Below are 24077 nucleotides of genomic sequence, written 5' to 3' on the forward strand. Positions count from 1 at the left end.
CACGGACCCGGGACATGCTTCGAAGCTGTGCATTTCGCTTTCCGCAATGTGGGAATCCGGACGCATTTCCAACGCTTTGTGACGCGATCGCGGGATTTTGTAACCCGGCTTGCGGTCAAAAAGTTCGCCTGTTAAAAACTGAGCCCTCCCTCGGAGTTCTTCCACGCCGGCCCCGTTGTGTCCATGCTGCAATCCGTACTGCCTCCCGCCCGCCCGTTTGCCCGTCGCCGCCTGACTTTTGTCGTCCTGGCCGCGTGGGGACTCAGCGCGTGCGCGCAAACAGTCACTTTGGTGGCACCGCCGCCGATGATTGCCGAGAGCACGACCCAGCAGGCGACCTCGGCCGTGGCAGCCGGCGCCGTGCCTGCCACAGCACCTGCCACCGCACCTCCCACCACACCTGCCCGAGTACATGAGACCGTACCCACCGCTGCGTCAGCCGATCCGTTGGCCGACCTGATCCAGTCGGCCAATGCTGCCGATGCTGCGGAGGGCCGGGCGGCCGCGCCGGCCGCTACGGCAGTGGCGGCTCAGGGTGGCGACGAGCCGGTGCCCGCAGACAGCACCGCCGCGGTCGCCCAGGTGCCTGCCACTGAGAATCCCGACTTCGTGGGTCCGCCCGACTCGCTCGCGCCGCCGCCCCCGCCGCCACCGCCGGTGGTGCTGTTTCCGCATCGGCTCGGTGAATTTCCGGCACTGCCACAGCCCGAGACGCAGACACCAGGGCGGAACCCGGAAAACGCCGATATCGCGTCGGAAACCCCATCCGACGCACCGCCAGTGCTGCGTTCGCAACTTCCCGCTGACGACCTGGCCGGGGATTCGGTCTGGCGCCTGGGCTACAGCGGCCGCGCGGCGGCGGAAGACCGCGCCGGCACGCAGCGTGCATGTCCGGGCGGCGGCACACCGTCGGCAGGGTTTGGCCAGGGTCTGGCGTGCACCAGTTCGGGCGAGGTCAAGATCCGCGAATCGGTGGCGGATATCGGCGGCGGCGCACAGGTTCAGCTGGTCGCCCAGGCCAAGGGCACCAATGCCACGTCGGTCAACGGCAATGCTGCCGCCGTGGACCCGTACGCGCTGGTGCCGAATTTCTATACCTCGGTCAGCGGCCTGTCCGGGCTGACCGTCCTCGACGGCGCCAGTGTCTGGGCGGGGCGCCGCGACAGCAATCCGTTCCTGATGTCGTCGGGACTGTTGCCGCCGAACTCGCCATCGATGCGTTTTGGCATCGACAACGCCAAACTGGGCGAATTCGGCGTGAGTTATCAATACACCGCGCGTAACGACCTAAATGGCGCGAAGCTTCCCAGCTATCACTCGGTGCTGTCGGCACCGATCGACACCAATGACAAGGGTTCGGTACGGGTCGGCTTCACCCGGGTAGAGCCGCTTTCGCAAATCGAGGACACCGGCAGCGCATGGTGGGCATCGGCCATGCACGAGCAGAAGGGCGTGCTGTATGGCACCAACCGGCTTGGCTTTCAGTACGGGCAGGGCTCGCGCACGGCCATGACCGGCTATTCGGGCATGGGCAACGCGCTGTCGCGGGTACGCGTGTCGGAATCGATGGAGTGGAAGGGGCGCTCGGGCCTGGCCGGTTCAGTGGAATCGAGCCTGCAGCTGGATCGATCGGGCATCGGCACGTTGCAGTGGGCCGCCACCCGCGTGCGTCCGGCCTTCGTGGCCAACGACCAGTTCAAGCTGACTTTCGAGGTGGCGCACGACCAGATCTCGTCGGGGTTTGGGGTGGGCGGCCAGCGCACCGCGTTCACGGTGGCGCCCACGATGACGCTGGGCAAGGCCACCGGCAATGCCAACCTGCGCGCGTTCTATACCTACAGCCGTGCCAACGACGTGGACGGCATCACCTTCGCGGCGCCGGCCGACGCCTGGGCTTCGCAGACCAGCGGCTCGATCTTCGGCGTGCAGCTCAATCGGCGCTGGTAAGCTCCGCGCGGCCTTTCCACTGGCGCCTGGACACGGTTCCCGGCGCCGTCGTCATCGGCGGACACAACCAGTGGAACAGTTGCGTTGCATTCATCGCACCAAATATCTGGGCGAGAATGAACGCAGGAATATCTATCATACGAATACCCGTGAACGTATCGGTCAGCGCACAGGCCAGTGTCAGGGCGGGGTTTGCGAACGACGTCGACGACGTGAACCAGTAGCCGGCGGTGATATAGCCCGACACGACAAACGGCACCAGGCCGGGCCGCGACCGCCCCGTGGCGATGGCCAGCCCGATCAGCCCGAACGAGGCCAGACATTCGCTCCACCACATCGGCGCCCCGGTGCGCGCCTGCGTCGACAATGACAGCGCGGGCAAACCGAACATCGCATGGGCGGCCATCACACCCAGTACGGCTCCAATCAGCTGCACCAACACATAGCCGGCGGCTTCGCGTGGCGAAAGCCGCCCCTGGATCAGATTCGACAGGCTGACCACCGGGTTGAAGTGCCCGCCGGATACCGGCCCCAGCGATACCAGCAGCGCCACCAGCCCGGCCCCCGTGGCCAGCGCGTTGCACAGCAGGGCCAGCGCGGTATCACCGGCGGCAAGGCGTTCCGCGCGGATACCCGAGCCTACGACAATGGCCACCAGCAGGGCCGTACCCAGCGCTTCGGCCACCAGGCGGCGCGCAATATCGGGAGTGGAATGGGGAGCGGGCGAAGAAGTGGAAGAAGTGGAAGAAGGAGGGGGCGCTGCGGCGGACATGCGAAAGATCGTCGAAATACGATCACGCAGTGTTTCGCGGCGGGGGGAGGTCCGTCAATGCAACGGGGCGATGTTGAGAAACTACCGCCGGTACCGAATCGGCCGGGTGGCGGCAGTCATTGCTGCATTTACTGCAGGCCGTTACGCAGGATGAGCAGCCACGGCATGTGTGAATTCGTGAAGCCGTCGAGCTGGCCGGCGTCGTTCAGGTCAATCACATCCATCGACACCGATTGCTGGACGTTGCCGCCGATGGCCTTGACCACGTTGGCGGCACGATCCACCTCGACCACGATGTCGCAATGCATGGGCGTGGTGCCGAAGCCGATTTCGGACGGATCCGACAGGTATTTGTCGCGCCCGCGGCCCGCGCAGATCATGTCGCCGGGACGCGGCACGGCGGGCACCGGCTCCACACGGAACGCCGGGCGCGGCAGGATGCCATCGCGCGCGTCCACCACGTACATCGAATGGGACTGGCCCGTCAGGAACTGGTCGTTATCGAGTCCGGCCTTGCGCATCACCCACGAAATGAACACCGCCGACCACGCCCACGCGCCCTGCGTGACCTGGCGGCAGTCCGGCGCCTCGCCCACGATGCCCCAGTAACGCTGGGCCATCCGGCATCCCTGCGGCGTAGCCTCCATGCCGGTGCCGTCGGGAAAACGCAGGCACTGGCTATCGCCATCCTCTTCCATATCGACGTCGGCCGATGGCTGGATCGCCGTGCCATTGCCGCCGGCGCCATTGGCCGGCAGGGCGGCGGCCGGGGCGGGCAGCGGACTCTGGGTGACGCACGCCGAATCGTCACGGCCAATCCGCACCACCTGGCTGCCCCACTTGCGCCATTCCTGCAGGGCAATATCGACGATCCGTTCACGCGCCGTGGCGCCGGGCGGCGTGGCCACGCGCCCGTAATCGGGCAAGGGCACTGCCTGCGGGCGGGCCGTACGCGTCGGGGAGGTGCTGCAACCGCACAGGACGGCCAGCGCCACCACCGCCATCACACCCTGCCAGGTACGCGTGCGTGCCTGTGGAGAATGCTGTGGAAGTTTGTGTGGAAACTGCTGTGAATAAGGCTGTGGAAATGTGCGCTGCGGCAAGCGGAACGACATGTCAGGCTCGTGATTCCTGATCTCGCGCAAGGCCTTGATTAGCCGAGCGTGGATGACATTTTCGCGTGGTCGCTGCAGGCCTGTGAAGGGGCCCGGCCAACTGTGCGATTCTCCACGCGGAGCTGGGGGAAAAATGGTGTGGATAACGTCCCCGCGCGCTGCGCACCTGCGCCGCTTTCGGGCTATGGCGGCGGCACGGCGGGGTCATGCGAACCGGGCGAAAAGCTTGCCCGTCGGCATTACTGGTTGACGGCGTCCTTGAACTTCTGACCTGCCTTGAACTTCACGGTCTTCGCAGCTTCCACCTTGATTTCTTCGCCGGTGCGCGGGTTGCGGGCCATGCGCTCGCCACGTTCGCCCTTGCTGAAGGTACCGAAGCCGATCAGGCTGAGGGTCTCGCCCTTGGCCACGGCATCCATGATGGCGTTCAGGGTCACGTTCAGGGCCTGCTCGGCCTTGGCCTTGGTCAGACCGTCCACGCCTGCTGCGATCGCGTCGATCAGTTCAGTCTTCGTCATGCTTCACTCCGTATCGAGTTGAAAAAACACTGACGTCCGGGCCGGCGACTTCGCTGGAAGCCGCGCCGGCAAAGACGCCGCGGGCCACATCATACCGTGTCGGACACGCCGCACCGGGAACAGTTTGTTACCGGCCCTTGGCGCGCAGGCCGCGCCAGGTCAACGTTGGCGGGTTTTTTACGGAAGAAGCGCGGCGCTGGCGGGCCGGCAGACCGCGAGGTCCGCTAGGGGCGGCAAGCCGCGGTATACGTCGCTGAAGCCGCGTATACGCGCCATCGCACGCCTCAGGACGCGCCTGGACGCCCCTGGACGCGTTTTGACGCCCCGCAGTGTCCCGGGGGCTGGTGAGGCGCGTATACGCGCTGACGGGCCCGTATACGCCTGCTGCAAGGCAGTCAGGTGCCAATGGGGTCGATCAGGCGACCCGTGAGGCGGCGTATACCGCGTATACCGCCATGCGCGTCGCTTCGTTCCGCCATGGATTGCCGCGCGCAGCCCGGCGGCAATGATCCTGCCCAATTTTTCATCATGCGCGAAAAGGGTCGGGCAGGACGGCACAGCCTCCATCGCATCGGGCCCTCGACGTATACGCCCCGGCGCGAGGCCTCGTGCGTATGGTTTACATCTTTCTTTCATGTATACAGATAGTAGTGATAGGTAAACCACGTGCGTTTCTGTGGATAACCCCGTATACGTCAATCAGATCAACCGTTTACGTATACCGAAAGCACAGGGATGAAATGTTGGCCGGCGTGGATGACTCATCCTTCCGGATGGGATGAGGGACGTATACCTGTCAGGTTGTTCGTATACGTTCCCCATGCCAGCCCCAGGCAGCCCACATCAAACCCATGCGCTTATCCACAAAAACGGGCCCGGTTATCCACATCGGCACAGGCCGGTATACGGCGCCGTGCCCGGAAAACGTACCGAGCCCGCCCGGGGGCGAGGATGCGTATACCTGACACAGCCGCACGGGTATCATCCGGTTCGCCGGACTGGACCGGCCCACCACCGCAGGAACATCAGAATGTCGGACAAGGCCAACGACGCCAGGGAACACAAGAGGCAGGCGGGCAAGAAAAAGACCGCCAGCGACCGTATCGAAGTACGCCAGTCGGGCGTGCATGGCAGGGGTGTCTACGCGATTGGCGCCATTGCGGAAGGCGAGCGCGTGATCGAATACAAGGGCGAGCACATTTCCTGGAAGGAAGCCCTGAAGCGCCACCCGCACGATCCGACGGACCCGAACCACACGTTCTATTTCAGCCTGGACGACGGCAACGTCATCGATGCCAAGTTCGGCGGCAACCGGGCGCGCTGGATCAACCACGCCTGCGAGCCGAACTGCGAAGCCCGCGAAAAGAAGGGACGCGTCTTCATCCATGCGCTGCGCGATATCGCCGAGGGCGAAGAGCTGTTCTATGACTACGGCCTGGTCATTGATGCGCGCTATACGAAGAAGCTGAAAAAGGAATACGAGTGCCGTTGCGGCAGCCCGAAGTGCCGCGGCACGATGCTGGCGCCCAAGGAAAAGTCAGGCAAATAAGCCGTCCGACCGGTTCAGGCCGGTGTGGTGCCGGGTGCCTCGCACGGGATCCGGATCACGAAGCGCATCGTCGCGCGGCGAGCGGGCGCCTCCGACAATTCCGACGCTTCGGCGGATGCCTGGGCATACGGGGAAACCGCTCCCGCGCCATCATCCGGACCGCCGGCCATGGCCGCCGTGGCCGAGGCGGGCGCCGCAGGCGCCGGCACATCCTCGATCCGGATCGTGCCCTGGTGCAGGGTGATGATCTCGTGGACGATGGCCAGTCCCAGGCCGGCCCCGCCGGGCGAAGCCTGCAGGGCGGGCGTGCCAGGTGTGTGATCGCCGCGGAAGAAGCGTTTGAACACCTCCTCGCGGCGGGCCGGCGGAATGCCCGGGCCGTTGTCTTCCACCATCACCACGGCCATGCCGCGGTGGCCCATGGCCTCGCCGCCGGCGCGCACCGTGATACGGCCGCCGGCCGGCACATACTTGACCGCGTTATCGATCAGGTTGGACAGCGCCTCGCGCATCAGCAGCCGGTTGCCGCGCACCACGGCCGGGGCGCCGCCGGTGAACGTCGGGCCGGGCAGTACCTCGAAGCCCAGGTCCACCCGCCGCGCCAGTGCCTGCGGCACCCATTCCGCGCCAATCTCGAACGCCAGTTCCGCCAGGTCGAAGTGTTCGACCGGTCCCAGCCGCTCCAGCGACAGGCCGGGCTCTGCGCGCGCCAGCGACAGCAGCTGGTTCGACAGGCGCACGGCGCGGTCGGCGGCGGTCTGCACCTCGCGCAGTGCATGACGCGCCACATCGAGCGAATCGGCTTCCACGGCGCGGTCGGCATGCAGCTTCACCGCCGTGAGCGGCGTGCGCAACTGGTGCGCGGCGTCGGCGATGAACTTGCGCTGGGCATCCAGGGCATCGCGCAGGCGCGACAGCAGGGCGTTCAGGGCGCGGATCAGCGGCTCCACCTCGGCCGGCACCTGGGTCTCGTCCAGCGCTGCCAGTGACCGCGCCGTCTGGCGGTTCAGCTTGTCGGTCAGGATCTGCAGCGGCACCAGTTCTTCCTTGAGCACGTGCGACAGGATCAGGCTGCCCACCAGCAGCAGCAGGATCAGCGGCACCGACACCGACAGCAGGATCTCGTTGGCGGCCGTTTCGCGCCGGTCCAGCAGTTCGGCCACCTCGACCACGATGGGCCCGCGCGGGATCTGCGCCTCGGACGGTGTCGTTGCCAGTTCGTCCGCGGCCGGGCTGGGCAGGCTCACCGGCAGGCGCACCGCGCGCACCTGGCGGCCGCTGAACCACGCGTAGAACAGCCGGGCGTCGTGCAGCGACGTCTGGCCGGTGCCGTAGCCCAGCCAGGTGTCCATGCCGCCGATCAGCCCGTCCGGACCATGAATGCGCCAGTAGATGCGATCGGTGCCCTCGGCCTCGACCAGCGTCTGGGCGATGATCGGGATGTCCTGCTCCAGCCGCGGACCGGCAATGCGGATCTGCTGGGCGATGTTGTTGGCCACGCCATAGAGCGCGCGATCGAAGACCTGCGTGGTGTAGTGCGCCGCCAGCCAGTACGACAGCGATCCGCTGGTCAGTACCAGTGCAAACAGCGGCGTGGCCAGCGCGCGCAGCAGGTGGACGCGCAGGCTCGGGTTCGATGTGCCGCGTGCCGCCGCGCCCGCACGGCTGCGACCGCCGCGTGTGCGCTTGCCCGTGGCGCTCGCATCGCCAGGCGGGGCAGAAGAAGATTGCGAACGCGGCCACATGGCGGATCAGGACTTCCGTTGAAGGCGGCCGCCACCGGGGCGGCGCAAGCCGGCCAGGCTCAGTGGCCCGCGCGGATTTGTAGCAGATAACCGAAGCCGCGCACCGTCACGATCTCGACGTCGGCATCCTCGAGCTTCTTGCGGACGCGATGCACGTAGACCTCGATCGCGGTGTCGCCCACCGTGTCGCCGCCTTCGCCGGCCGGATGTGCGAAGGTGGCCAGGTGGTCCTGCAGCTGCGCCTTGCTGACCACACGGCCCTGGCGCTGCAGCAGCAGTTCCAGCACGGCAAACTCGCGCGGCGACAGTTCCAGCGGGCGGCCATCGACGAACATGCGGCGGTCGTTGCCCGACAGCCGCAGCCGGCCCAGGCGCACATCGCGTTCCGGCGCGGCTTCGCCGTGCTGGCTGCGGCGCAGCAGCACGCGCACGCGGGCTTCCAATTCGGGCAGGGCGAAGGGCTTGACCAGGTAGTCGTCGGCGCCCGCGTTCAGGCCCGACAGCTTGTCTTCGAGCTCGTCGCGCGCGGTCAGGATCAGTACGGGGGTAGTGCGGTTGCGGGCCCGGTAGCGCGCCAGCAGCGTCATGCCGTCGATGCCGGGCAGGCCCAGATCCAGGATGACGAGGTCGTGCTGCTCTTTCAGCAGGTGGTCGGTGGCGTAGACGCCGTCATGCACCACGCGTACCTGGTGGCCGGCGCGGGACAACCCGGCTTCCACGCCGCTGGCGATTTGACGGTCGTCCTCGATCAGCAGGATACGCATGGCGGTACAGGTGACATTGGATGGGAAACAATGCCGCCGATTGTACAGGGCAGGCCCGGGGCCTGGCTTTCAGTTGCCCTACAGCCGGGCCGGAACCGCTTTAGCGTGCCAGGCCGGCGGCGGCCTGTTCGATGAAGCGGGCCAGGTCGATATCGCGCTGGGTCAGGCCGTTGGCGTCGTGGGTGGACAGCGTGATATCCACCCGGTTGTACACGTTGAACCACTCGGGATGATGGTCCACCTTGTCGGCGTGCAGCGCCACGCGCGTCATGAAGCCGAATGCGGCGTTGAAATCGGCGAACTTGAACGATTTCCGGATGGCATCGCGGTCCTGGACAGAGGTCCAGCCGGGCAGGGTCGCCAGCAGCGGCTGGCGGGCATCTTGCGAAAGAGGGGTCATGATGGGCTCGATCTGAAGGGTTGTCTGTTGCAGTATTTGGAACACGACAAAAGCCGGCCCGCCCCGGCGCACACCGGATGACCGGCGGCCTGGGCATTCCGGCATTGTTTCACAAAGCGGGATAACGGGCGGGGCCGCCGCCAAGCGGCCTTCGCGCGGCGACGCGTCAGATATCGTCGCTGCTGGCCCAGCCCTCGCGGGTGCCGACGTTGATGACCCGGTCGCCCTCGACGATGTCGCCGGCGCCCAGCGTCGGCAGCGCACGCAGCGCCGGGTACATGTCGGTGAAATCGGGGCGCGTGGCATCGAACAGCTGCTCGAAGCTGTCGATCACAAAGTACGTTTTCTGGAACGTGTCGATGCGATAGCGGGTGCGCATGATCCGGTGCAGGTCGAAGCCGATGCGGTTCGGGCTGGCCGAATCGAGGCTGTAAACCGACTCGCCCTGGCTGGACAGGATGCCCGCGCCGAAGATGCGCAGGCCCTGCGGCGTGCGGATCAGGCCGAACTCCACCGTGTACCAGTACAGGCGCGCCAGCATGTCCAGCGCGCCCAGCCGCGCGGCCTTGAGCCCGCCCTTGCCGTACGCCTCCATATAGTCGGCAAAGACCGGGTTGATCAGCAGCGGCACGTGGCCGAACACGTCGTGGAAGCAGTCGGGCTCCTGCAGGTAGTCGAGCTGTTCCGGCTTGCGCATCCACCAGCTGGCCGGGAATCGCCGATTCGCCAGATGCTCGAAGAACACCTCGTCCGGCACCAGGCCGGGCACGGCCACCACCTGCCAGCCGGTGGCGCGCATCAGCATCTCGTTGAGCTGGTCGAACTCGGGCACGCGGTCGCGCTCCATGCCCAGCGTGGCCAGGCCCTGCAGGAATTCGTCGCAAACACGGCCCTGCAGCATCGACGCCTGGCGATCGTACAGCTTGCGCCATATCGCGTGGTCGGTGTCGGTATAGCGATGCACCGGCTGGGCGATGGTGAAGTCGGGACGCAGTTCCTGGCCGGACAGCAGGCCGGCATCGAACTGTTCCTTGAGCTTGGCGGTCATCGTGCCGGCAAAGTTGCCGGCGTCGGGGGTGGCGGCCGAGGGCGTCATGCGTTACGTCTCCAAACTTGTGGCTTGTATTCCGATCGGATGCGGAATTTATGCATAGTCTATCGACCGGACTCCGCAAGATGGCCGCAAAATCGGCGATATCCACCATCGCAGTGCATATAATCCGCACATACACGAGGATCGATGCGGGATATCTGCGGACATGAACCAAGCCAACCTGGACCCCTATGACCTGGCCCTGCTGGCCGCCCTGCAGGCCGACGGCCGCTCCACCCATCAGCAACTGGCCGAGCGGGTACATCTGTCGGCCAGCCAGGTGGGCCGGCGGCTGGCCCGGCTGGAAGCCGACGGCGTGATCACGGGCTACCGGGTGAACCTGTCGCCCCAGGCGCTGGGGCTGGGCGTGATGGTCTTCATCAGCGTGAAGCTGGCGCACCATGGCGACACCATGGTCGAACGCTTCGCCGAGGAAATCCTGCTGCTGGAAGAGGTGCAGGAGTGCTATTCGGTCGCGGGCGAGGCCGATTACCTGATCCGCGTGGTGGTGGCCGACCTGCCCACGCTGGCCGATTTCACGATGAAGCGGCTGATGCGCGTGCCGGGCGTGGAGAGTGTGCGGTCGAACATCGTCCTGACGGCACTCAAGCGCGAGGGTCCGTTGCCACTGTCACATTTGCGCTAAACCACAAGGCCTTCTCCTGAAATGTGCAGAGGCTTGCGCTTGCCACCCGCGCATGTCACGCTCGCGCGGAGCCAATTCGGGAGAAGGCAGCATGATCGGGAGGATCGCCACGGCGGCCGCGGCCACCGCAGCAGGTCTTGTATTCAGTGCGTTGACATGGGCGCCGGCCGCATCGGCCGCGCAGATCACGCGTTTCTCACCCGAAGGGGTGAACCCGCAGGTGCGTCAGGTGGCCATCCGGTTCGACGAGCCGATGGTGCCGATGGGCGACCTCAAGGCTGCCGCGCCGGCATCGGTGTCGTGCGTGGGCGGCGTCGGCGGCAGCGGACGCTGGGTCAACGCCACGAACTGGGTCTACGACTTCGAGCGTGACCTGCCGCCCGGCGTGCGCTGCACCGTACAGATCACCCCGGCCCTCAAGAGCGTGGCCGGCAAGGCGTTCTCCGGCAAATCCGAGTACCGGTTTGAAACGGGCGGTCCGATCGTGATCGCCGCGCGCCCGTCCGGCGGCGAGGTCGAGGAAGACCAGGTCTTTGCGCTGCGCTTCAACGGCGCGGCCGCGGCGGGGTCGATCCGGTCCCATGCCTGGTGCCAGGCCGAGGGGCTGGGCGAACGCATTCCCGTGCGGCTGCTGACTGGCAAGGAACGCGACAGCGTCATCGAGGCGCTGCACTGGAAGGAAGTGGTCAAGCGCGACGGCGATGCCGTGCATCTGCTGGCCTGCCAGCAGCGCCTGCCTGCCGGCGCACGCATGCAACTGGTGCTCGATGCGGGCATTGCCACGCCATCGGGCCTGGCCACCACGGCGGCCCGCCGCTTCGACTTCCACGTGCGCGACCCCTTTGCCGCGGGCTTTACCTGCGAGCGCGAGCGCGCCGAAGCGCCCTGCACGCCGCTGCGCCCGATGACCGTCACGTTCACCGCGCCGATTTCGCGCAAGGCGGCCGAGGGCATCGTGATGAAGACGCCTTCCGGTCCGAAGACCCCGTCGTTCGATCCGGACGAGGCGCGCGATGCGCCGGTATCCACGGTCACGTTCAAGGGCCCGTTCCCGGAAAAGGCCAGCCTGACGATCGAGGCGCCGAAGGATCTCAAGGACGAAAGCGGCCGTGCACTCGCCAACGCCGACCTGTTCCCGATCAAGCTGACCACTGCGGCGCTGCCGCCGCTGGCCAAGTTCGCCGCCGCGCCGTTTGGCGTGGTCGAACGTTTTGCCGACCTGCCGCGCGGAAAATCGGCAAACGACTATCCGCCGCTGCTGCCCGTGACGCTGCGCAATGTCGAGGCCGATCTGCCCACCCTGGCCGTGCGCGCCGAGGCCGGCACCGTGGCGCGGCTCAAGGTCGATGACGACGGTGCCATCCTGCGCTGGTTCGGCATGGTCAAGCGCATGCACGAAAACAGCTGGACCCGCGAGCAGATCGCCGCCATCCGGGCCGGTCAGGCACCATATTCCGTCCAGAGCCCGCGCAACGCACCGTCGATCGAAACGCGCTCGGTGTCGCTGCTCGAGGGCGTAGCCGGCGCGAAGAAGCTGGCCATTCCGAAGTCCACCGACACCACGCCGCGCCCGTTCGAGGTGGTCGGCATTCCGTTGCCCGAACCCGGATTCCACGTGGTGGAGATCGCCTCGCCGCTGCTGGGCGAGGCGCTGCTTGGCAAGAAGGCGCCGATGTACGTGCGTACGGCGGCGCTGGTCACCAACCTTGGCGTGCATTTCAAGCTGGCACGCGGCGAGGGCGACGGCGACATGAGCGGCCTGGCGTGGGTGACCACGCTCGATGACGGCAAGCCCGTGGCCAACGCCAGGGTGGCGGTGCGCAGCTGCGACGGCGAGCTGCTGGGGCAGGGCACCACCGACGCCACCGGCGTGGCGCGTTTCGCGAAGCTGGCCGACCGCCGCTACAAGGACTGCGCCAACGGCATGGACGGCTATTTCGTGTCGGCCCGCATCGCCGCCGACCATCCCCAGGCGCGCGGCAAGGCCGACATGGCCTTTGTCATGTCGGACTGGAATCGCGGCATCGAGACGTGGCGCTTCAACGTGCCCACCGATTTGAGCCCGAAGCAGACCGTGCGCGCTCACACCGTGTTCGACCGCACGCTGCTGCGCGCCGGCGAAACGGTGTCGATGAAGCACCTGATCCGCAACGAGACCGCGCAGGGCCTTGCGTTGCCGCAGGCCATGCCGGCGAAGCTGCTCATCACCCATGAAGGCAGCGGCCAGGAATACGAGATGCCGCTGACCTGGCGCACCACCGCCACGGGCGGACGGAGTGCCGAGAACGCGTTCCAGGTGCCCTCGTCGGCCAAGCTGGGCGTCTACGACGTGGCGCTGGTCTACGACAACGATCGCAGGCTCGATAGCGGCAGCTTCCGCGTCGAGGCGTTCCGGCTGCCGGTGCTGTCCGGCACGTTGTCGGTGACCAGGGACCCCAAGGCCAAGGGCAATGCGCTGGTGGCGCCGGCCGAGGTGCCGGTGGGCGTGGAGATCCACTACCTCAACGGGGGCGGTGCGGCCGGGCTGCCGGTGCGCCTGTCCGCGCTGATGCGCAACAAGGCGGTGAGCTTCGCGGACTACGACGACTACGCATTCAACCCGCCGCGCGCGCAGCGGCAGAGCAGCAGTGGCGACGAGGAAGACGACCAGGACAGCGAAGGATCGCACGACGAATCCGAAAAGCTCGTGGCCGACAAGCTGCCGCTGACGCTGGACAAGGATGGCAACGGCAAGCTGACGGTGAAGAATCTGCCGAAGGTCGATGCCCCGCGCGACCTGGTGCTGGAGGCCGGCTTTGCCGACCCGAACGGCGAGATCCAGACGCTGCGCCAGACCGTGCCGCTGTGGCCGTCGGCCGTGGTGGTGGGCATTCGCGCCGCCAATTGGGCATCGGTCAGCCAGAAGCTGGCCGTGCACACCGTGGTGCTTGATACCCAGGGCAAGCCGATGGCCGAATCGCCTGTGCAGATCAAGGCACGCGCCCGCATCACCACGTCGGCGCGCAAGCGCGTGGTAGGTGGCTTCTACCGCTACGACAACCGCAGCGAGACCAGGGATCTCGGCGTGGTGTGCGATGTGCGCACCGATGCCCAGGGCCGTGCGCGCTGCGAGGTGGCACTGTCCCAGGCGGGTGAAGTGGAGCTGATCGCCAGTGCGCGCGATGCCGACGGCCGCTCGGCGCAAGCCGCCACCACGGTATGGGTCACGCGCCAGGGCGAACTCTGGTTCGGTGGCGAAAACCACGACCGCATGGACGTGCTGCCCGAAAAGAAGGCGTACGCACCCGGCGACACCGCCGTGTTCCAGGTGCGCATGCCGTTCCGCCGCGCCACGGCGCTGGTAGCCGTGGAACGCGAGGGCATCCTCGATACGCAGGTGGTGGAGCTGAACGGCAGCGATCCGACGATCCGGCTCAAGGTCAAGCCGGAATGGGGGCCGAACGTCTACGTATCGGTGCTGAGCCTGCGTGGCCGCCTGCGCGAAGTGCCGTGGTACTCGTTCTTCCAATGGGGCTGGCGCCAGCCGCTGGACTGGTGGCACGCGTTCCGCAGCGAAGGGCGCGAGTACGTGGCGCCGTCGCCGCTGGTTGATCTGTCGAAGCCGGCGTTCCGGCTGGGACTGGCGCAGATCCGCGTTGGTAACGAGGCGTACCGGCTCGATGTGAGCGTGACACCGGACAAGGCGAGCTACCCGGTGCGCGGCAAGGCGCGCGTGACGGTGCAGGTCAGGCTGCCCGACGGCAAGCCCGCGGCCAATGGCGAGGTGGCGCTGGCCGCGGTGGATCAGGCGCTGCTGGAACTGATGCCGAACACGAGCTGGAACCTGCTCGACGCGATGGTGCAGCCGCGCAGCTATGGCGTCGAAACGTCGACGGCCCAGATGGAAATCATCGGCCGCCGCCACTATGGTCGCAAGGCGGTGCCGGCGGGCGGTGGCGGGGGCAAGAGCCCCACGCGCGAGCTGTTCGACACGCTGCTGCTGTGGAATCCGCGCGTGCAGCTGGACGGTGAGGGCAAGGCCACGCTGGAGGTGCCGCTCAACGATTCGCTGACCAGCTTCCGCATCGTCGCCGTGGCCGACCTGGGCGTAAACCGCTTCGGCAGCGGCGGGGCCAGCATCGCCGCGACGCAGGACCTGCAGATGATCTCGGGCCTGCCGCTGCTGGTACGCGAGGACGACAAGTACCGCGCGATGTTCACGCTGCGCAATACTACGCAGCGCGCGATGACCGTGGAAGCCACGGCACGCGCCACGCTGGTGGACGCGCAGACGCTGCCGGCGCAGACCATGCAGATTCCCGCCGGCGAGGCCCGCGAGATCGGCTGGGACATCACCGCGCCCGCGCTGCTGGCCTACAGCCGCAGCGGCACGATCCTGTGGGAGGTGGCAGCCGCCGAGAAGGGCACGGGCGGTGCCAGCGACAAGCTCAAGGTGTCGCAGCAGATCGTGCCGGCCGTGCCGGTCACGGTGCAGCAGGCGATGCTGGCGCAGCTGACGCCGGGCATGTCGGTACCGGTGCAGGCGCCCGCCGGTGCGCTGGCCGGTCCGTCCGGCAGGCTGCGCGGTGGCATGCAGGTGACGATGCAGTCTTCGCTGGCTGGCGGCATGCCGGGCGTGCGGGAATGGTTCCGCAACTATCCGTTCAGCTGCCTGGAGCAGCGGTCGTCGAAATCGCTCGGGCTGGGCGATGCGGCGGCCTGGGATGCGCTGATGGCGCAACTGCCCTCGTACCTCGACACGAACGGGCTGGCGTCGTACTTCCCGTTGCGCAGCGACAGCCAGTCGGGCAGCGAGGTGCTGACGGCCTACCTGCTGGCGATTGCCGACGAAGCGTCGCGAGCCGGGCTGCCGATGCGCATTCCCGACGCACAGCGCGACCAGATGGAGCGCGGCCTGATTGCTTTTGTCGAAGGGCGTATCGCGCCGCCGCGCTGGGCGCCGTCGTCGGCGACGATGGACCTGGACGTGCGCAAACTGGCCGCCATCGAGGCGCTGTCGCGCACGGGCAAGGCGCAGGGCCGCATGCTGGGATCGATCCAGATCCTGCCCGACCAGTGGCCGACGTCGGCGCTGATCGACTGGCTGGGCATCCTGTCGCGCGTGCAGGACATCCCCGAGCGCGACAAGCGCATTGCCGATGCCACGCAACTGCTGCGCAGCCGCCTGACGGTGCAGGGCACGCGCCTGGTGTTCTCGACCGAGCGCGCCGACAACTGGTGGTGGCTGATGGCGGGTGGCGACGTCAACGCGGCGAAGCTGCTGGCGCTGGCGTCGCAACTGCCGGCGTGGAAGGACGACGTGCCACAGCTGGTCACTGGCCTGCTGGGCCGACAGACCCGTGGCGCGTGGTCGACCACCACTTCCAATGCCTGGGGCGTGATGGCGATCCGCCGCTATGCGCAGGTCTACGAGAAGACGCCGGTGGCGGGCAGTGCGCGTGCCACGCTTGGCGAGGTGTCGCGCACGTTCCACTGGGCCAGGGCGACGCAGCAGGACGGCGTGGCCAGCGGCATGGTTGACCTGCCGTGGCCGGCGGCTGCCGCCAGCGCGCCGGTTGCGCTGCAGGTGGAGCAGCAGGGCACGGGCCGTCCGTGGGCCACGGTGCGTGCGCTGGCCGCCGTGCCGCTGCGCGAGCCGGTGGCGGCGGGCTATCGCATCCGCCGCAGCGTCACGCCGGTGGAGCAGGCCGTGGCGGGCAAGTGGTCGCGTGGCGACACCTATCGCGTCAAGCTCGACATCGACGCGCAGGCCGACATGACGTGGGTGGTGGTCAGCGATCCGGTGCCCACCGGCGCAACGATCCTGGGCAGCGGGCTGGGTCGCGATTCGGTGATCGCCACGCGCGACCAGAAATCGGCATGGTCCGACTTCACCGAGCGCACGCCCGAGGCCTATCGCGAGTACTTCAGCTACGTGCCCAAGGGCGGGCTGTCGGTGGAGTACACGGTGCGGCTCAACAACGCGGGCGAGTTCGCGCTGCCGCCGACGCGTGTCGAGGCGATGTACGCCCCGGACGTGTTCGGTGAAACGCCCAACGCGAAGCTGACGGTCGGAGCGGCCAAGTGAGCTGGATCGCCATGCGGATGCCCCCACGCGTGCGCGAATGGTGGATGGCCGGCGCGCTGGCCGGCATCACCTACGGTGTGCTGCTGTTCCAGGCGTCGCTGGAACTGCCGCCCAATACGCCGCTGACCGGCCAGATCGCGTACCAGCCTGTCTGGAAGACGGCGATGGTGCTGCTGCTGGCGCGGGCGGCTTGGTTCCATCGCCCGGCGGCGGAGCGGCGCTGGCTGGTGATCGCGCTGGTCTTCTCGGCCCTGGGCGATTTTCTGCTGGCGCTGCCCGGGCTTCGGGTCTCGTTCGTCGGTGGCCTGGGCGCCTTCCTGATGGCGCACCTGGCCTACCTGCGGCTGTTCGTGCCGCTGGGCGGCGACACGCGTCCGCAGCGGCTGGTGGGCTGCGGGCTGGTGCTGGGCGCGGCGGGTGCGTTGCTGGGACGCTTCTGGCCCAACCTCGGACCGTTGATGTGGCCCGTGACCGTCTATGTCGGCGTGCTGGCCGCCATGGCGTGCGCGGCGCTGCTGGCGCGGCTGCCCACGCCGCTGACGGCGCTGGGGGCGCTGTTCTTTGTGATGTCGGACGCGTTGATCGGCACGGCGAAATTCCTGTCGCCGTTCGACACGTACCAGCTCGGCATCTGGTGGACCTACGCCATCGCGCAGCTGCTGCTGGTGGCCGGTGTGGTGGCGGGGCGCGACGCGCACGAATGAGGCATCTGGTGCAGTCAAGGCAGGACGAAGCATGCGATTGAAGCGAAGTGCATGGGTGGTGACAGGCCTGCTGCTGTGGTCGGCAGGCACGGCCCATGCCGTGCCCGGTTTCCGTGAAGTGCGCGACAACTGGCGCAGTGCCGATATCGTCGTCACGGATCGGCACGGGCAGACGGTGGCGCGCGTGCGTGACGACTTCCAGGCGCGGCGCGGCGACTGGGTGACGCTGGCCGATACGTCGCCGGCCTTGCGCACGGCCATCGTGCTGTCCGAGGACAGGCGCTTCTATGCGCATAGCGGGGTGGACTGGCAGGGCGTGGCCGCCGCGGCGTGGGCCAACCTGTGGAACACGCGCACGCGCGGGGCATCGACACTGACGATGCAGCTTGCGGGCCTGCTCGACGCCGACCTGCGGGCGGGCCGTGGCCGCAGTTTCGGGCAGAAGTTGGGGCAGGTTGTCAGTGCGTCGTCGCTGGAGCGCGGCTGGAGCAAGGATCAGATCCTGGAGGCGTACCTGAACCTGGTGCCGTTCCGGGGCGAACTGGTGGGGCTGTCGGCGATGTCGCAGACACTGTTCGGCAAGGTGCCGAGCGGGCTTGACGCGCGCGAGTCGGCGGTGGCGGTGGCGCTGGTGCGCAGCCCGAATGCGTCGGCACTGCAGGTGTCGAAGCGGGCGTGCGGCATCTTGCGCGACATGAAGCTGCCACGCGAATGCGACGGGCTCGACGGCTTTACCACACTGGTCCTGGCGAAGTCGTCCGGCGCGGGGGGCGATGCGATGAACGCGCGCCGCGACATCAACCTCGCGCCGCATCTGGCACGGCAACTGGTGGCCCAGGCACGGCTTGCGACGCCGGCGGGAAAACCGCTGCCGCCGCGCATCGTATCGACGCTCGACGCTGAACTGCAGCGCGTGGCGTCGGATAGCCTGGATCGCCACCTGCGCGAACTGGCCGGCCGCAATGCCGAGGACGGTGCGGTGGTGGTGATCGACAACGCCAGCGGCGACGTGCTGGCTTATGTGGGGTCGTCAGGCGTGCTGTCGGCGGCGGCGCAGGTCGATCATGCGGCTGCGCTGCGGCAGGCCGGGTCGACGCTGAAGCCGTTTCTCTATGCGCAGGCGATCGAGGAACGCCGGCTCACCGCCGCATCGTTGCTCGACGATCGCCCGGTCAACCTGCCGACCGGCGGGGGCCTCTATATTCCGCAGAACTACGATCATCGCTATGCCGGCTGGGTCAGCCTGCGTGCCGCGCTTGGGTCGTCGCTCAACGTGCCGGCCGTGCGCTCGCTGGTGATGGTGACCCCGCATCGCTTCCATCGCCGGCTGGTGTCGCTGGGTCTGCCGCTAACCCAGTCGGGCGACTACTACGGCTACAGCCTGGCGCTGGGCAGTGCCGATGTGTCGCTGCTGTCGCTGACCAATGCGTATCGTACTTTCGCCAATGCGGGCGCGTACTCGTTGCCACGTACGACGATGGGTGCCGCGAGTCCCGCAAGGCGCGCGGTGATGATGCCAGGCGCCACGTATGTGATCGGCGATGTGCTGTCGGACCGCCATGCCCGCGCACGCACGTTCGGGCTCGACAGTCCGCTGACGACGCGTTTCTGGACGGCGGTGAAGACCGGCACCAGCAAGGATATGCGCGATAACTGGTGCGTGGGATGGTCGCAGGCCTACACGGTTGGCGTATGGGCGGGCAACGCCAGCGGGGCGAGCATGCACGACGTATCGGGGGTATCCGGCGCGGCGCCCGTGTGGCACGAAGTCATGGAGGCACTGCACCGTGGCAAGCCAAGCCGGGCGCCAGCGATGCCGGCCGGTGTGGAGCGTGTGGCGGTGGATTTCGATGACGACCTGGAGCCCGCGCGTGACGAGGTATTCCTGGCGGGTACGGCCGTGCCGCACATCCGCATCGGCAAACCCGGGAAGACGCAAGGCACGCCCGCCATTGCCAGCCCGGCGGACGGCACGATCTTCGCCCTCGATCCCGATATCCCGCCGGCGGCGCAGCGCGTCTGGTTCCATGCCGATGGGCTGACCGGCCAGACCGCCAGCGCCGTGACATGGCGCATGGACGGCAAACCGCTGGGCAAGGGGGGGCAGGTTGGCTGGCTGCCATGGCCGGGACGGCATCGTGTGCAGCTGGTGGATGCCGGCGGCAAGGTGGTGCATGAGATCGGCATCGAAGTGCGCGGCGCCAGCGTGCGCGAGACCAAGGCGCAGAAGGTGTCGCAGCGGCGTTGATGCCGCGCGGCCGGCCGGACGTTACAGCGGGGATTGCGGCAGTTCGCGCGCCTTGAGGAAATCGACGAACACGCGCAGCTTGGGCGGCATCAGCGCGCGGCTCGGGTAGTAGAGATAGAAGCCCGAGAACGGCGGCGTCCAGGCATCGAGCACGGTGACCAGCGCCCCCGACCCCAGCGCCCCGGCGATATGGTGCGGAAACTCGTACACCAGCCCCAGCCCTGCCAGTGCGGCCTGATGCAGCATGGTCTTGTCGTTGGCGATCAGCGCTGTGCGTGTGTCGACAGTGAACGGGCGACCGCCCGCCCGCGAAAATTCCCAGCGGTACATCGACCCCGTGGGCCCGAAGCGATATTGCAGGCAGGCATGCCGATGCAGGTCATGGGGCGTTTCGGGCGTGCCGTGGGCGGCCAGGTAGTCGGGCGAGGCCGCCACCACCATGCGCAGTGGGCCAGTGACAGGAATTGCGACCATATCCTGCTGCAGTGCTTCGCCCAGGCGCAGACCGGCATCGAAACCTTCGGCGATCAGGTCGATGAAGCGGTCGTCGGTCACCAGGTCGACGCATATCGACGGGTACGCATGCATGAAATCGGTCAGGATCGGGCGCAGCGCGATAACCACCGCGGAATGCGAACTGGTGAGCCGCAGCGTGCCCACCGGTACGTCGCGTTGCTGGCGTACGTCGTCGGTGGCGGCATGAATTTCGGCCAGCGCCGGTGCCACGCGCGCCAGCAGGGCGGCGCCGGCCTCTGTCAGGCCCACGCGGCGCGTCGTGCGTTGCAGCAGGCGCACGCCCAGCCGGTCTTCCAGATGGCGCACGGTCTGGGAAATCGCCGAAGGGCTGACGCCCAGCGCAGCAGCGGCAGCGGTGAAGCCGCCAAGTTGCGCCACGCGCGTGAAGGCGGCCAGTGCAGGTAGCGAATCGGGATCGATTGTGAAGTCAGGCTTCATGATGCGTGCAGCGTAGCACGCTGTTTCCCGATGCAGGGGATCGCGATACTGGCACGCATGCGGTTGGGACGCTCTGATCGTTCTGGTGCCCGCCGTGACCTGAAACCACAAGGAGTTTTCCGATGACGGCAATGCGCAAGCTGGGGCAGGTTGGCCCCGAAGTCTTTCCCCTGGGCCTGGGCTGCATGGGCATGAGCGAGTTCTATGGTGCCCACGACGACACCGAATCCATTCGTACGATTCATCATGCTATCGATAATGGCGTCAACTTTATCGATACGGCAGATATATACGGCCCGCATACCAACGAGCAGCTGGTGGGCCGCGCACTGGCCGGGCGGCGCGACCAGGTGGTGCTGGCCACCAAGTTCGGCATCGTGCGCGATCCCGCCAATCCGGGCGCGCGGGGTGCCAACGGGCGTCCGGAGTATGTCCGGGCGTCTTGCGATGCCAGCCTGAAGCGGCTGGGCGTCGATCATATCGACCTGTATTACCAGCATCGCGTGGACCCGGACACGCCAATCGAGGACACCGTCGGCGCGATGGCCGATCTGGTCAAGGCCGGCAAGGTGCGCTGGATCGGCTTGTCAGAGGCCGGCGCGGCCACCATCGAGCGGGCCCATGCGGTGCACCCGGTGACGGCCCTGCAGACCGAATACTCGCTGTGGACGCGCGACGTGGACGAGAACGGCATTCTCGCCATCTGCCAGCGGCTGGGCATCGGCTTCGTGCCATACAGCCCGCTGGGACGCGGCTTCCTGACCGGCGCCATCCGTACGCCCGACGATTTCGCGCCGGACGACTACCGCCGCACCAATCCGCGCTTTACCGGCGAAAACTTCGCCCGCAACCTGAAACTCGTGGATGCCGTGCGCGAGCTGGCCGCAGCCAAGGGATGCACGGCGGCGCAACTGGCGCTGGCCTGGGTGCTGACGCGCGGCGAACATGTGGTGCCGATTCCCGGCACGCGGCGTATCGCCAATCTCGACGACAATCTGGGCGCACTAAACGTCACACTGTCTGCGCGCGATCTGGCCGATATCGACGCGGTGTTCCCGCTGGGCGCAGCGGCGGGTACGCGTTACGCCGAACAGGTGATGTCGCTGCTGTCCCGCTGATCGGCGCCCGGTGGCGGGCCCGGCTGGGCGACAATGTCGGCCTTCGTTTCTTTTTGCCTGTACTGGCCCGACACCGATGACTGCTAAGCCGTCCGTCCCGCTGACTGCCCTGGATGCCGCCGCCACCGCGGCACGCCTGCCGTATCCCGCGCTTGCCCAGGCCATAGGGTCGATGCTCGGTGAACTACGCGACGGCACCGCGATGGCGCCGCCGCGCATTGCGCTGCCCGTGGGCGACGCCGCGCGCGGGCAGGGCACGCTGCTGGTGATGCCGGCGTGCAACCGCGACATCGTGATGACCAAGAACATCACCGTGCATCCGGACAATCCCCAGCGGGGCCTGCCCAATATCCTGGGCGAAGTTTTGGTGGCGAACGCGCATACCGGCGAGCGGATCGCCATGCTCGACGGCCCGACCGTCACCGGGCGGCGCACCGCCGCCGTTTCGTTGCTGGCAGCGCAATCGTTCGCACCGATGATTGACGGGGAACTGCTGATCGTCGGTGCGGGCGTGCAGGCGCAAACCCATCTCGAAGCTTTCGTGGCCGGCCTGCCCGTGCGCAAGGTCTGGCTGCAGTCGCGCACGCGCGACAAGGCCGAGGCGCTGGCTGCGCAAGCCCGTGCGCTAGGCGTGGCGGCCGACGTGATCGACGACGTCGCGGCGGTGCTGCCCCGGGTGTCGATGGTGGTTACCGTGACATCGAGCCGGTCGCCGGTGCTGCCCGATCTGGACAGCGGGCTCTGGACCGACCGCCATTTCGTGGCGGCCGTCGGCGCGTTCCGGCCCGATATGTGCGAACTGCCGCCGCAACTGTGCCAAACGGCATCGGCTCTGGGTCGCCTGCTGGCCGACACGCTGTTCGGTATCGAAGACGAGGCGGGCGATCTGCTGCAGGCGGGTATCGACTGGAACACGGTGCAGCCGTTCGAGACGGCCATTCTGGACGCCGACACCCTGCGTACGCGAACCGGCAGTCCGCTGGTGTTCAAGAGCGTGGGCTATGCGCTGTGGGACCTCGCTGCCTGCATCCTCGCCAGCCAGAAGTGACGTGGGCCTGGCGTCCGGATATCGTCCGAACACGTGTTTGAGAATTCGGCTATGCAGTAATAAAACCACTCTCTATGAGTGGTTTTTCATTTGTGAAACAGAACCGTTGTGCTGACGCGTCGTTTTGGATGCAAAAACGCGGAAATCCGTGTCCACCTTTTGGGTTAACCCTGTCTTTAGGGCATTTCTTCTATCATCCCGTCCCGTGTTTGAAACAGTCCGCGCAAGCCGCGCAGGATAATTGCCGCCAGCAGTGGCTGTATTCAGAAGAAAGAGGATGGAGTAAGAGGAACAATGAAAAAGATCTATAAGAACATGCTGATGGCGGGTGCCGCCATGGCAATGGCTGGCGCCGCACAGGCCCAGTCCGCGGGCACTAACGTAGTGAGTCTTGGCTGGATGCGCGTAATGCCCACGGGCGACTCGCAACTGCTGACGATCGATTCGATCGCTGGCCGTCCGGCCGGCGTGCAGCGCCCGAACACCGGCGCCAAGATCGACGGCGCCGACACCGCCGGCCTGACGTTCGGGCACTTCTTCACCGACAACCTCTCTGCCGAATTCGTGGTCGGCATCCCGCCCAAGCACGATGTCAGCGGCGACCGCGGCTATGCGCAGTACGGCAAGCTCGGCGAAGTGCGTCAGTGGAGCCCGGCCATCGTCGCCAAGTGGCACTTCTTCGACGCCAAGACCAAGTTCCGTCCGTACGTGGGCGTGGGTGTGAACTACACCTGGTTCACCGGCGAGACGGTCACGAACCAGACCTTCGTGCAGCGCGAGTTTGGCCCGGGCTCGACCATGACGGCTACCGCCAGTTCGTCGTGGAACCCGGTGTTCAACGTTGGCGCGAACTACGCCATCAACGAGAAGTGGTTCGTTGGCTTCTCGGTATCGTACGTGCCGATCTCGGCCACGGCCAACTTCACGACCACGCTGGCCAACGGCGCCAAGGTCGAGTCGCATACCAAGATCAAGATCGATCCGGTGGTGACGTTCCTGCACGTCGGCTACAAGTTCTGATCCTTCCCGGACCAGACACCAGATGGCGAAAAGGGCACCCGAGGGTGCCCTTTTTCATTGGCGCGGGCCGGATGGATATCAGGCCACCGACTTCACAGGGTAGCCGGCATCTTCAATGGCTTGCTGCAGCGCCTGCCGATCCGCGGCCGATTCGACCTTGACTGACTGGGCTGGCACGTCGGCGGCCACGTGGGCGGCCGGATCGACGGCCTGTACCGCGCGGGTGATCGCGCCGACGCAGTGGTTGCAGGACATGCCTTCGACCTGGAAGTGGATCATGGTGTGACTCCTTGTTAACGATTTGAGACCGGAAACGCCTTTGGAAGCAGTATGAACCTTCCTACGGTGGGAAGCGCAAGCCCCGCGATG

18 protein-coding genes are annotated in these 24077 nt (G+C 67.0%); 9 read left to right on the plus strand and 9 right to left on the minus strand.

From position 1 onward, the window contains the following. Positions 1 to 183 precede the first annotated feature (183 nt). Positions 184 to 1947, plus strand: coding sequence for a carbohydrate porin (locus tag BLQ58_RS17800; RefSeq protein WP_092600702.1), 1764 nt, complete (start codon positions 184 to 186; stop codon positions 1945 to 1947). Here the strand turns inward: BLQ58_RS17800 and BLQ58_RS17805 are convergent. The 3 genes from BLQ58_RS17805 to BLQ58_RS17815 all read right to left on the minus strand — a co-directional run bounded on the left by BLQ58_RS17805 (position 1931) and on the right by BLQ58_RS17815 (position 4352). Continuing rightward, positions 1931 to 2719 carry an aquaporin gene (locus tag BLQ58_RS17805; RefSeq protein WP_092600704.1) on the minus strand — a complete coding sequence of 263 codons (789 nt, stop codon included), beginning with the start codon at positions 2717 to 2719 and terminating at the stop codon, positions 1931 to 1933. The two genes, BLQ58_RS17800 and BLQ58_RS17805, sit on opposite strands and share 17 nt — an antisense overlap. 128 nt (positions 2720 to 2847) lie before the next feature. Next, positions 2848 to 3834 carry a DUF2272 domain-containing protein gene (locus BLQ58_RS17810; protein WP_092600706.1) on the minus strand — a complete coding sequence of 329 codons (987 nt, stop codon included), beginning with the start codon at positions 3832 to 3834 and terminating at the stop codon, positions 2848 to 2850. 239 nt (positions 3835 to 4073) lie between these two features. Further along, on the minus strand, positions 4074 to 4352 hold the full coding sequence (locus BLQ58_RS17815) for an HU family DNA-binding protein (RefSeq protein ID WP_066737795.1): 279 nt from the start codon (positions 4350 to 4352) through the stop codon (positions 4074 to 4076). A 1030-nt stretch (positions 4353 to 5382) separates the two neighbouring features. Between BLQ58_RS17815 and BLQ58_RS17820 the strand changes: the two genes are divergently transcribed. Then, positions 5383 to 5901: an SET domain-containing protein gene (locus tag BLQ58_RS17820; RefSeq protein WP_092600708.1), complete on the plus strand. Its 519-nt coding sequence runs from the start codon at positions 5383 to 5385 to the stop codon at positions 5899 to 5901. A gap of 14 nt (positions 5902 to 5915) precedes the next feature. Here BLQ58_RS17820 and BLQ58_RS17825 read toward each other — a convergent pair whose 3' ends face one another. From BLQ58_RS17825 to phhA, 4 genes are all read right to left on the minus strand, one after another. Then, positions 5916 to 7646 (minus strand): sensor histidine kinase, encoded by a 1731-nt coding sequence (locus tag BLQ58_RS17825; RefSeq protein ID WP_092600710.1) that lies wholly within the window; start codon positions 7644 to 7646, stop codon positions 5916 to 5918. A gap of 59 nt (positions 7647 to 7705) precedes the next feature. After that, positions 7706 to 8410: a response regulator transcription factor gene (locus BLQ58_RS17830; protein ID WP_066737789.1), complete on the minus strand. Its 705-nt coding sequence runs from the start codon at positions 8408 to 8410 to the stop codon at positions 7706 to 7708. A gap of 100 nt (positions 8411 to 8510) precedes the next feature. After that, positions 8511 to 8822 (minus strand): 4a-hydroxytetrahydrobiopterin dehydratase, encoded by a 312-nt coding sequence (locus BLQ58_RS17835; protein ID WP_302847651.1) that lies wholly within the window; start codon positions 8820 to 8822, stop codon positions 8511 to 8513. A 154-nt stretch (positions 8823 to 8976) separates the two neighbouring features. Next, positions 8977 to 9906 (minus strand): phenylalanine 4-monooxygenase, encoded by a 930-nt coding sequence (phhA, locus tag BLQ58_RS17840; protein WP_092600714.1) that lies wholly within the window; start codon positions 9904 to 9906, stop codon positions 8977 to 8979. 163 nt (positions 9907 to 10069) lie between these two features. On the opposite strand from phhA, the gene BLQ58_RS17845 reads away from it, so the two are divergent. The 4 genes from BLQ58_RS17845 (at position 10070) to pbpC (ending at position 19568) form a co-directional block, all read left to right on the plus strand. Beyond that, entirely contained in the window at positions 10070 to 10549 is a 480-nt protein-coding gene (locus BLQ58_RS17845) for an Lrp/AsnC family transcriptional regulator (RefSeq protein WP_092600716.1), read from the plus strand. 91 nt (positions 10550 to 10640) lie between these two features. Beyond that, a complete protein-coding gene (locus BLQ58_RS17850; RefSeq protein ID WP_092600718.1) occupies positions 10641 to 16616 on the plus strand; it encodes an alpha-2-macroglobulin family protein in 5976 nt (1991 codons plus the stop codon). Continuing rightward, positions 16613 to 17320, plus strand: a complete 708-nt coding sequence (locus BLQ58_RS17855) for a lysoplasmalogenase (RefSeq protein WP_029051393.1) — start codon at positions 16613 to 16615, stop codon at positions 17318 to 17320. Before BLQ58_RS17850 ends, BLQ58_RS17855 begins: the two co-directional genes overlap by 4 nt. Positions 17321 to 17351: 31 nt before the next feature. Continuing rightward, a complete protein-coding gene (gene pbpC, locus BLQ58_RS17860) occupies positions 17352 to 19568 on the plus strand; it encodes a penicillin-binding protein 1C (protein WP_049815936.1) in 2217 nt (738 codons plus the stop codon). A gap of 21 nt (positions 19569 to 19589) precedes the next feature. Here the strand turns inward: pbpC and BLQ58_RS17865 are convergent, their stop codons facing one another. Next, complete coding sequence (locus tag BLQ58_RS17865; protein ID WP_029051394.1) at positions 19590 to 20522, minus strand: LysR family transcriptional regulator; 933 nt, start codon at positions 20520 to 20522, stop codon at positions 19590 to 19592. Between the two features lie 122 nt (positions 20523 to 20644). Between BLQ58_RS17865 and BLQ58_RS17870 the strand changes: the two genes are divergently transcribed. From BLQ58_RS17870 to BLQ58_RS17880, 3 genes are all read left to right on the plus strand, one after another. Then, positions 20645 to 21640, plus strand: a complete 996-nt coding sequence (locus tag BLQ58_RS17870) for an aldo/keto reductase (protein WP_029051395.1) — start codon at positions 20645 to 20647, stop codon at positions 21638 to 21640. A 76-nt stretch (positions 21641 to 21716) separates the two neighbouring features. Beyond that, positions 21717 to 22688 (plus strand): delta(1)-pyrroline-2-carboxylate reductase family protein, encoded by a 972-nt coding sequence (locus tag BLQ58_RS17875; RefSeq protein WP_029051396.1) that lies wholly within the window; start codon positions 21717 to 21719, stop codon positions 22686 to 22688. Between the two features lie 294 nt (positions 22689 to 22982). Continuing rightward, positions 22983 to 23708, plus strand: a complete 726-nt coding sequence (locus BLQ58_RS17880; RefSeq protein WP_092600720.1) for an OmpW/AlkL family protein — start codon at positions 22983 to 22985, stop codon at positions 23706 to 23708. 78 nt (positions 23709 to 23786) lie between these two features. On the opposite strand, the gene BLQ58_RS17885 is transcribed toward BLQ58_RS17880, so the two are convergent. Beyond that, positions 23787 to 23987 carry a heavy-metal-associated domain-containing protein gene (locus BLQ58_RS17885; protein ID WP_029051221.1) on the minus strand — a complete coding sequence of 67 codons (201 nt, stop codon included), beginning with the start codon at positions 23985 to 23987 and terminating at the stop codon, positions 23787 to 23789. Between the last annotated feature and the right edge of the window lie 90 nt (positions 23988 to 24077).

The sequence above is a fragment of the Ralstonia sp. 25mfcol4.1 genome (assembly GCF_900104095.1).
Lineage (GTDB): Bacteria > Pseudomonadota > Gammaproteobacteria > Burkholderiales > Burkholderiaceae > Cupriavidus.

Bases quoted from the DNA above. Each gene is read 5' to 3' on its own strand.
- BLQ58_RS17800 (WP_092600702.1), top strand. From the start codon at position 184: ATGCTGCAATCCGTACTGCCTCCCGCCCGCCCGTTTGCCCGTCGCCGC.
- BLQ58_RS17805 (WP_092600704.1), bottom strand. From the start codon at position 2,719: ATGTCCGCCGCAGCGCCCCCTCCTTCTTCCACTTCTTCCACTTCTTCG.
- BLQ58_RS17810 (WP_092600706.1), bottom strand. From the start codon at position 3,834: ATGTCGTTCCGCTTGCCGCAGCGCACATTTCCACAGCCTTATTCACAG.
- BLQ58_RS17815 (WP_066737795.1), bottom strand. From the start codon at position 4,352: ATGACGAAGACTGAACTGATCGACGCGATCGCAGCAGGCGTGGACGGT.
- BLQ58_RS17820 (WP_092600708.1), top strand. From the start codon at position 5,383: ATGTCGGACAAGGCCAACGACGCCAGGGAACACAAGAGGCAGGCGGGC.
- BLQ58_RS17825 (WP_092600710.1), bottom strand. From the start codon at position 7,646: ATGTGGCCGCGTTCGCAATCTTCTTCTGCCCCGCCTGGCGATGCGAGC.
- BLQ58_RS17830 (WP_066737789.1), bottom strand. From the start codon at position 8,410: ATGCGTATCCTGCTGATCGAGGACGACCGTCAAATCGCCAGCGGCGTG.
- phhA (WP_092600714.1), bottom strand. From the start codon at position 9,906: ATGACGCCCTCGGCCGCCACCCCCGACGCCGGCAACTTTGCCGGCACG.
- BLQ58_RS17845 (WP_092600716.1), top strand. From the start codon at position 10,070: ATGAACCAAGCCAACCTGGACCCCTATGACCTGGCCCTGCTGGCCGCC.
- BLQ58_RS17850 (WP_092600718.1), top strand. From the start codon at position 10,641: ATGATCGGGAGGATCGCCACGGCGGCCGCGGCCACCGCAGCAGGTCTT.
- pbpC (WP_049815936.1), top strand. From the start codon at position 17,352: ATGCGATTGAAGCGAAGTGCATGGGTGGTGACAGGCCTGCTGCTGTGG.
- BLQ58_RS17865 (WP_029051394.1), bottom strand. From the start codon at position 20,522: ATGAAGCCTGACTTCACAATCGATCCCGATTCGCTACCTGCACTGGCC.
- BLQ58_RS17870 (WP_029051395.1), top strand. From the start codon at position 20,645: ATGACGGCAATGCGCAAGCTGGGGCAGGTTGGCCCCGAAGTCTTTCCC.
- BLQ58_RS17875 (WP_029051396.1), top strand. From the start codon at position 21,717: ATGACTGCTAAGCCGTCCGTCCCGCTGACTGCCCTGGATGCCGCCGCC.
- BLQ58_RS17880 (WP_092600720.1), top strand. From the start codon at position 22,983: ATGAAAAAGATCTATAAGAACATGCTGATGGCGGGTGCCGCCATGGCA.
- BLQ58_RS17885 (WP_029051221.1), bottom strand. From the start codon at position 23,987: ATGATCCACTTCCAGGTCGAAGGCATGTCCTGCAACCACTGCGTCGGC.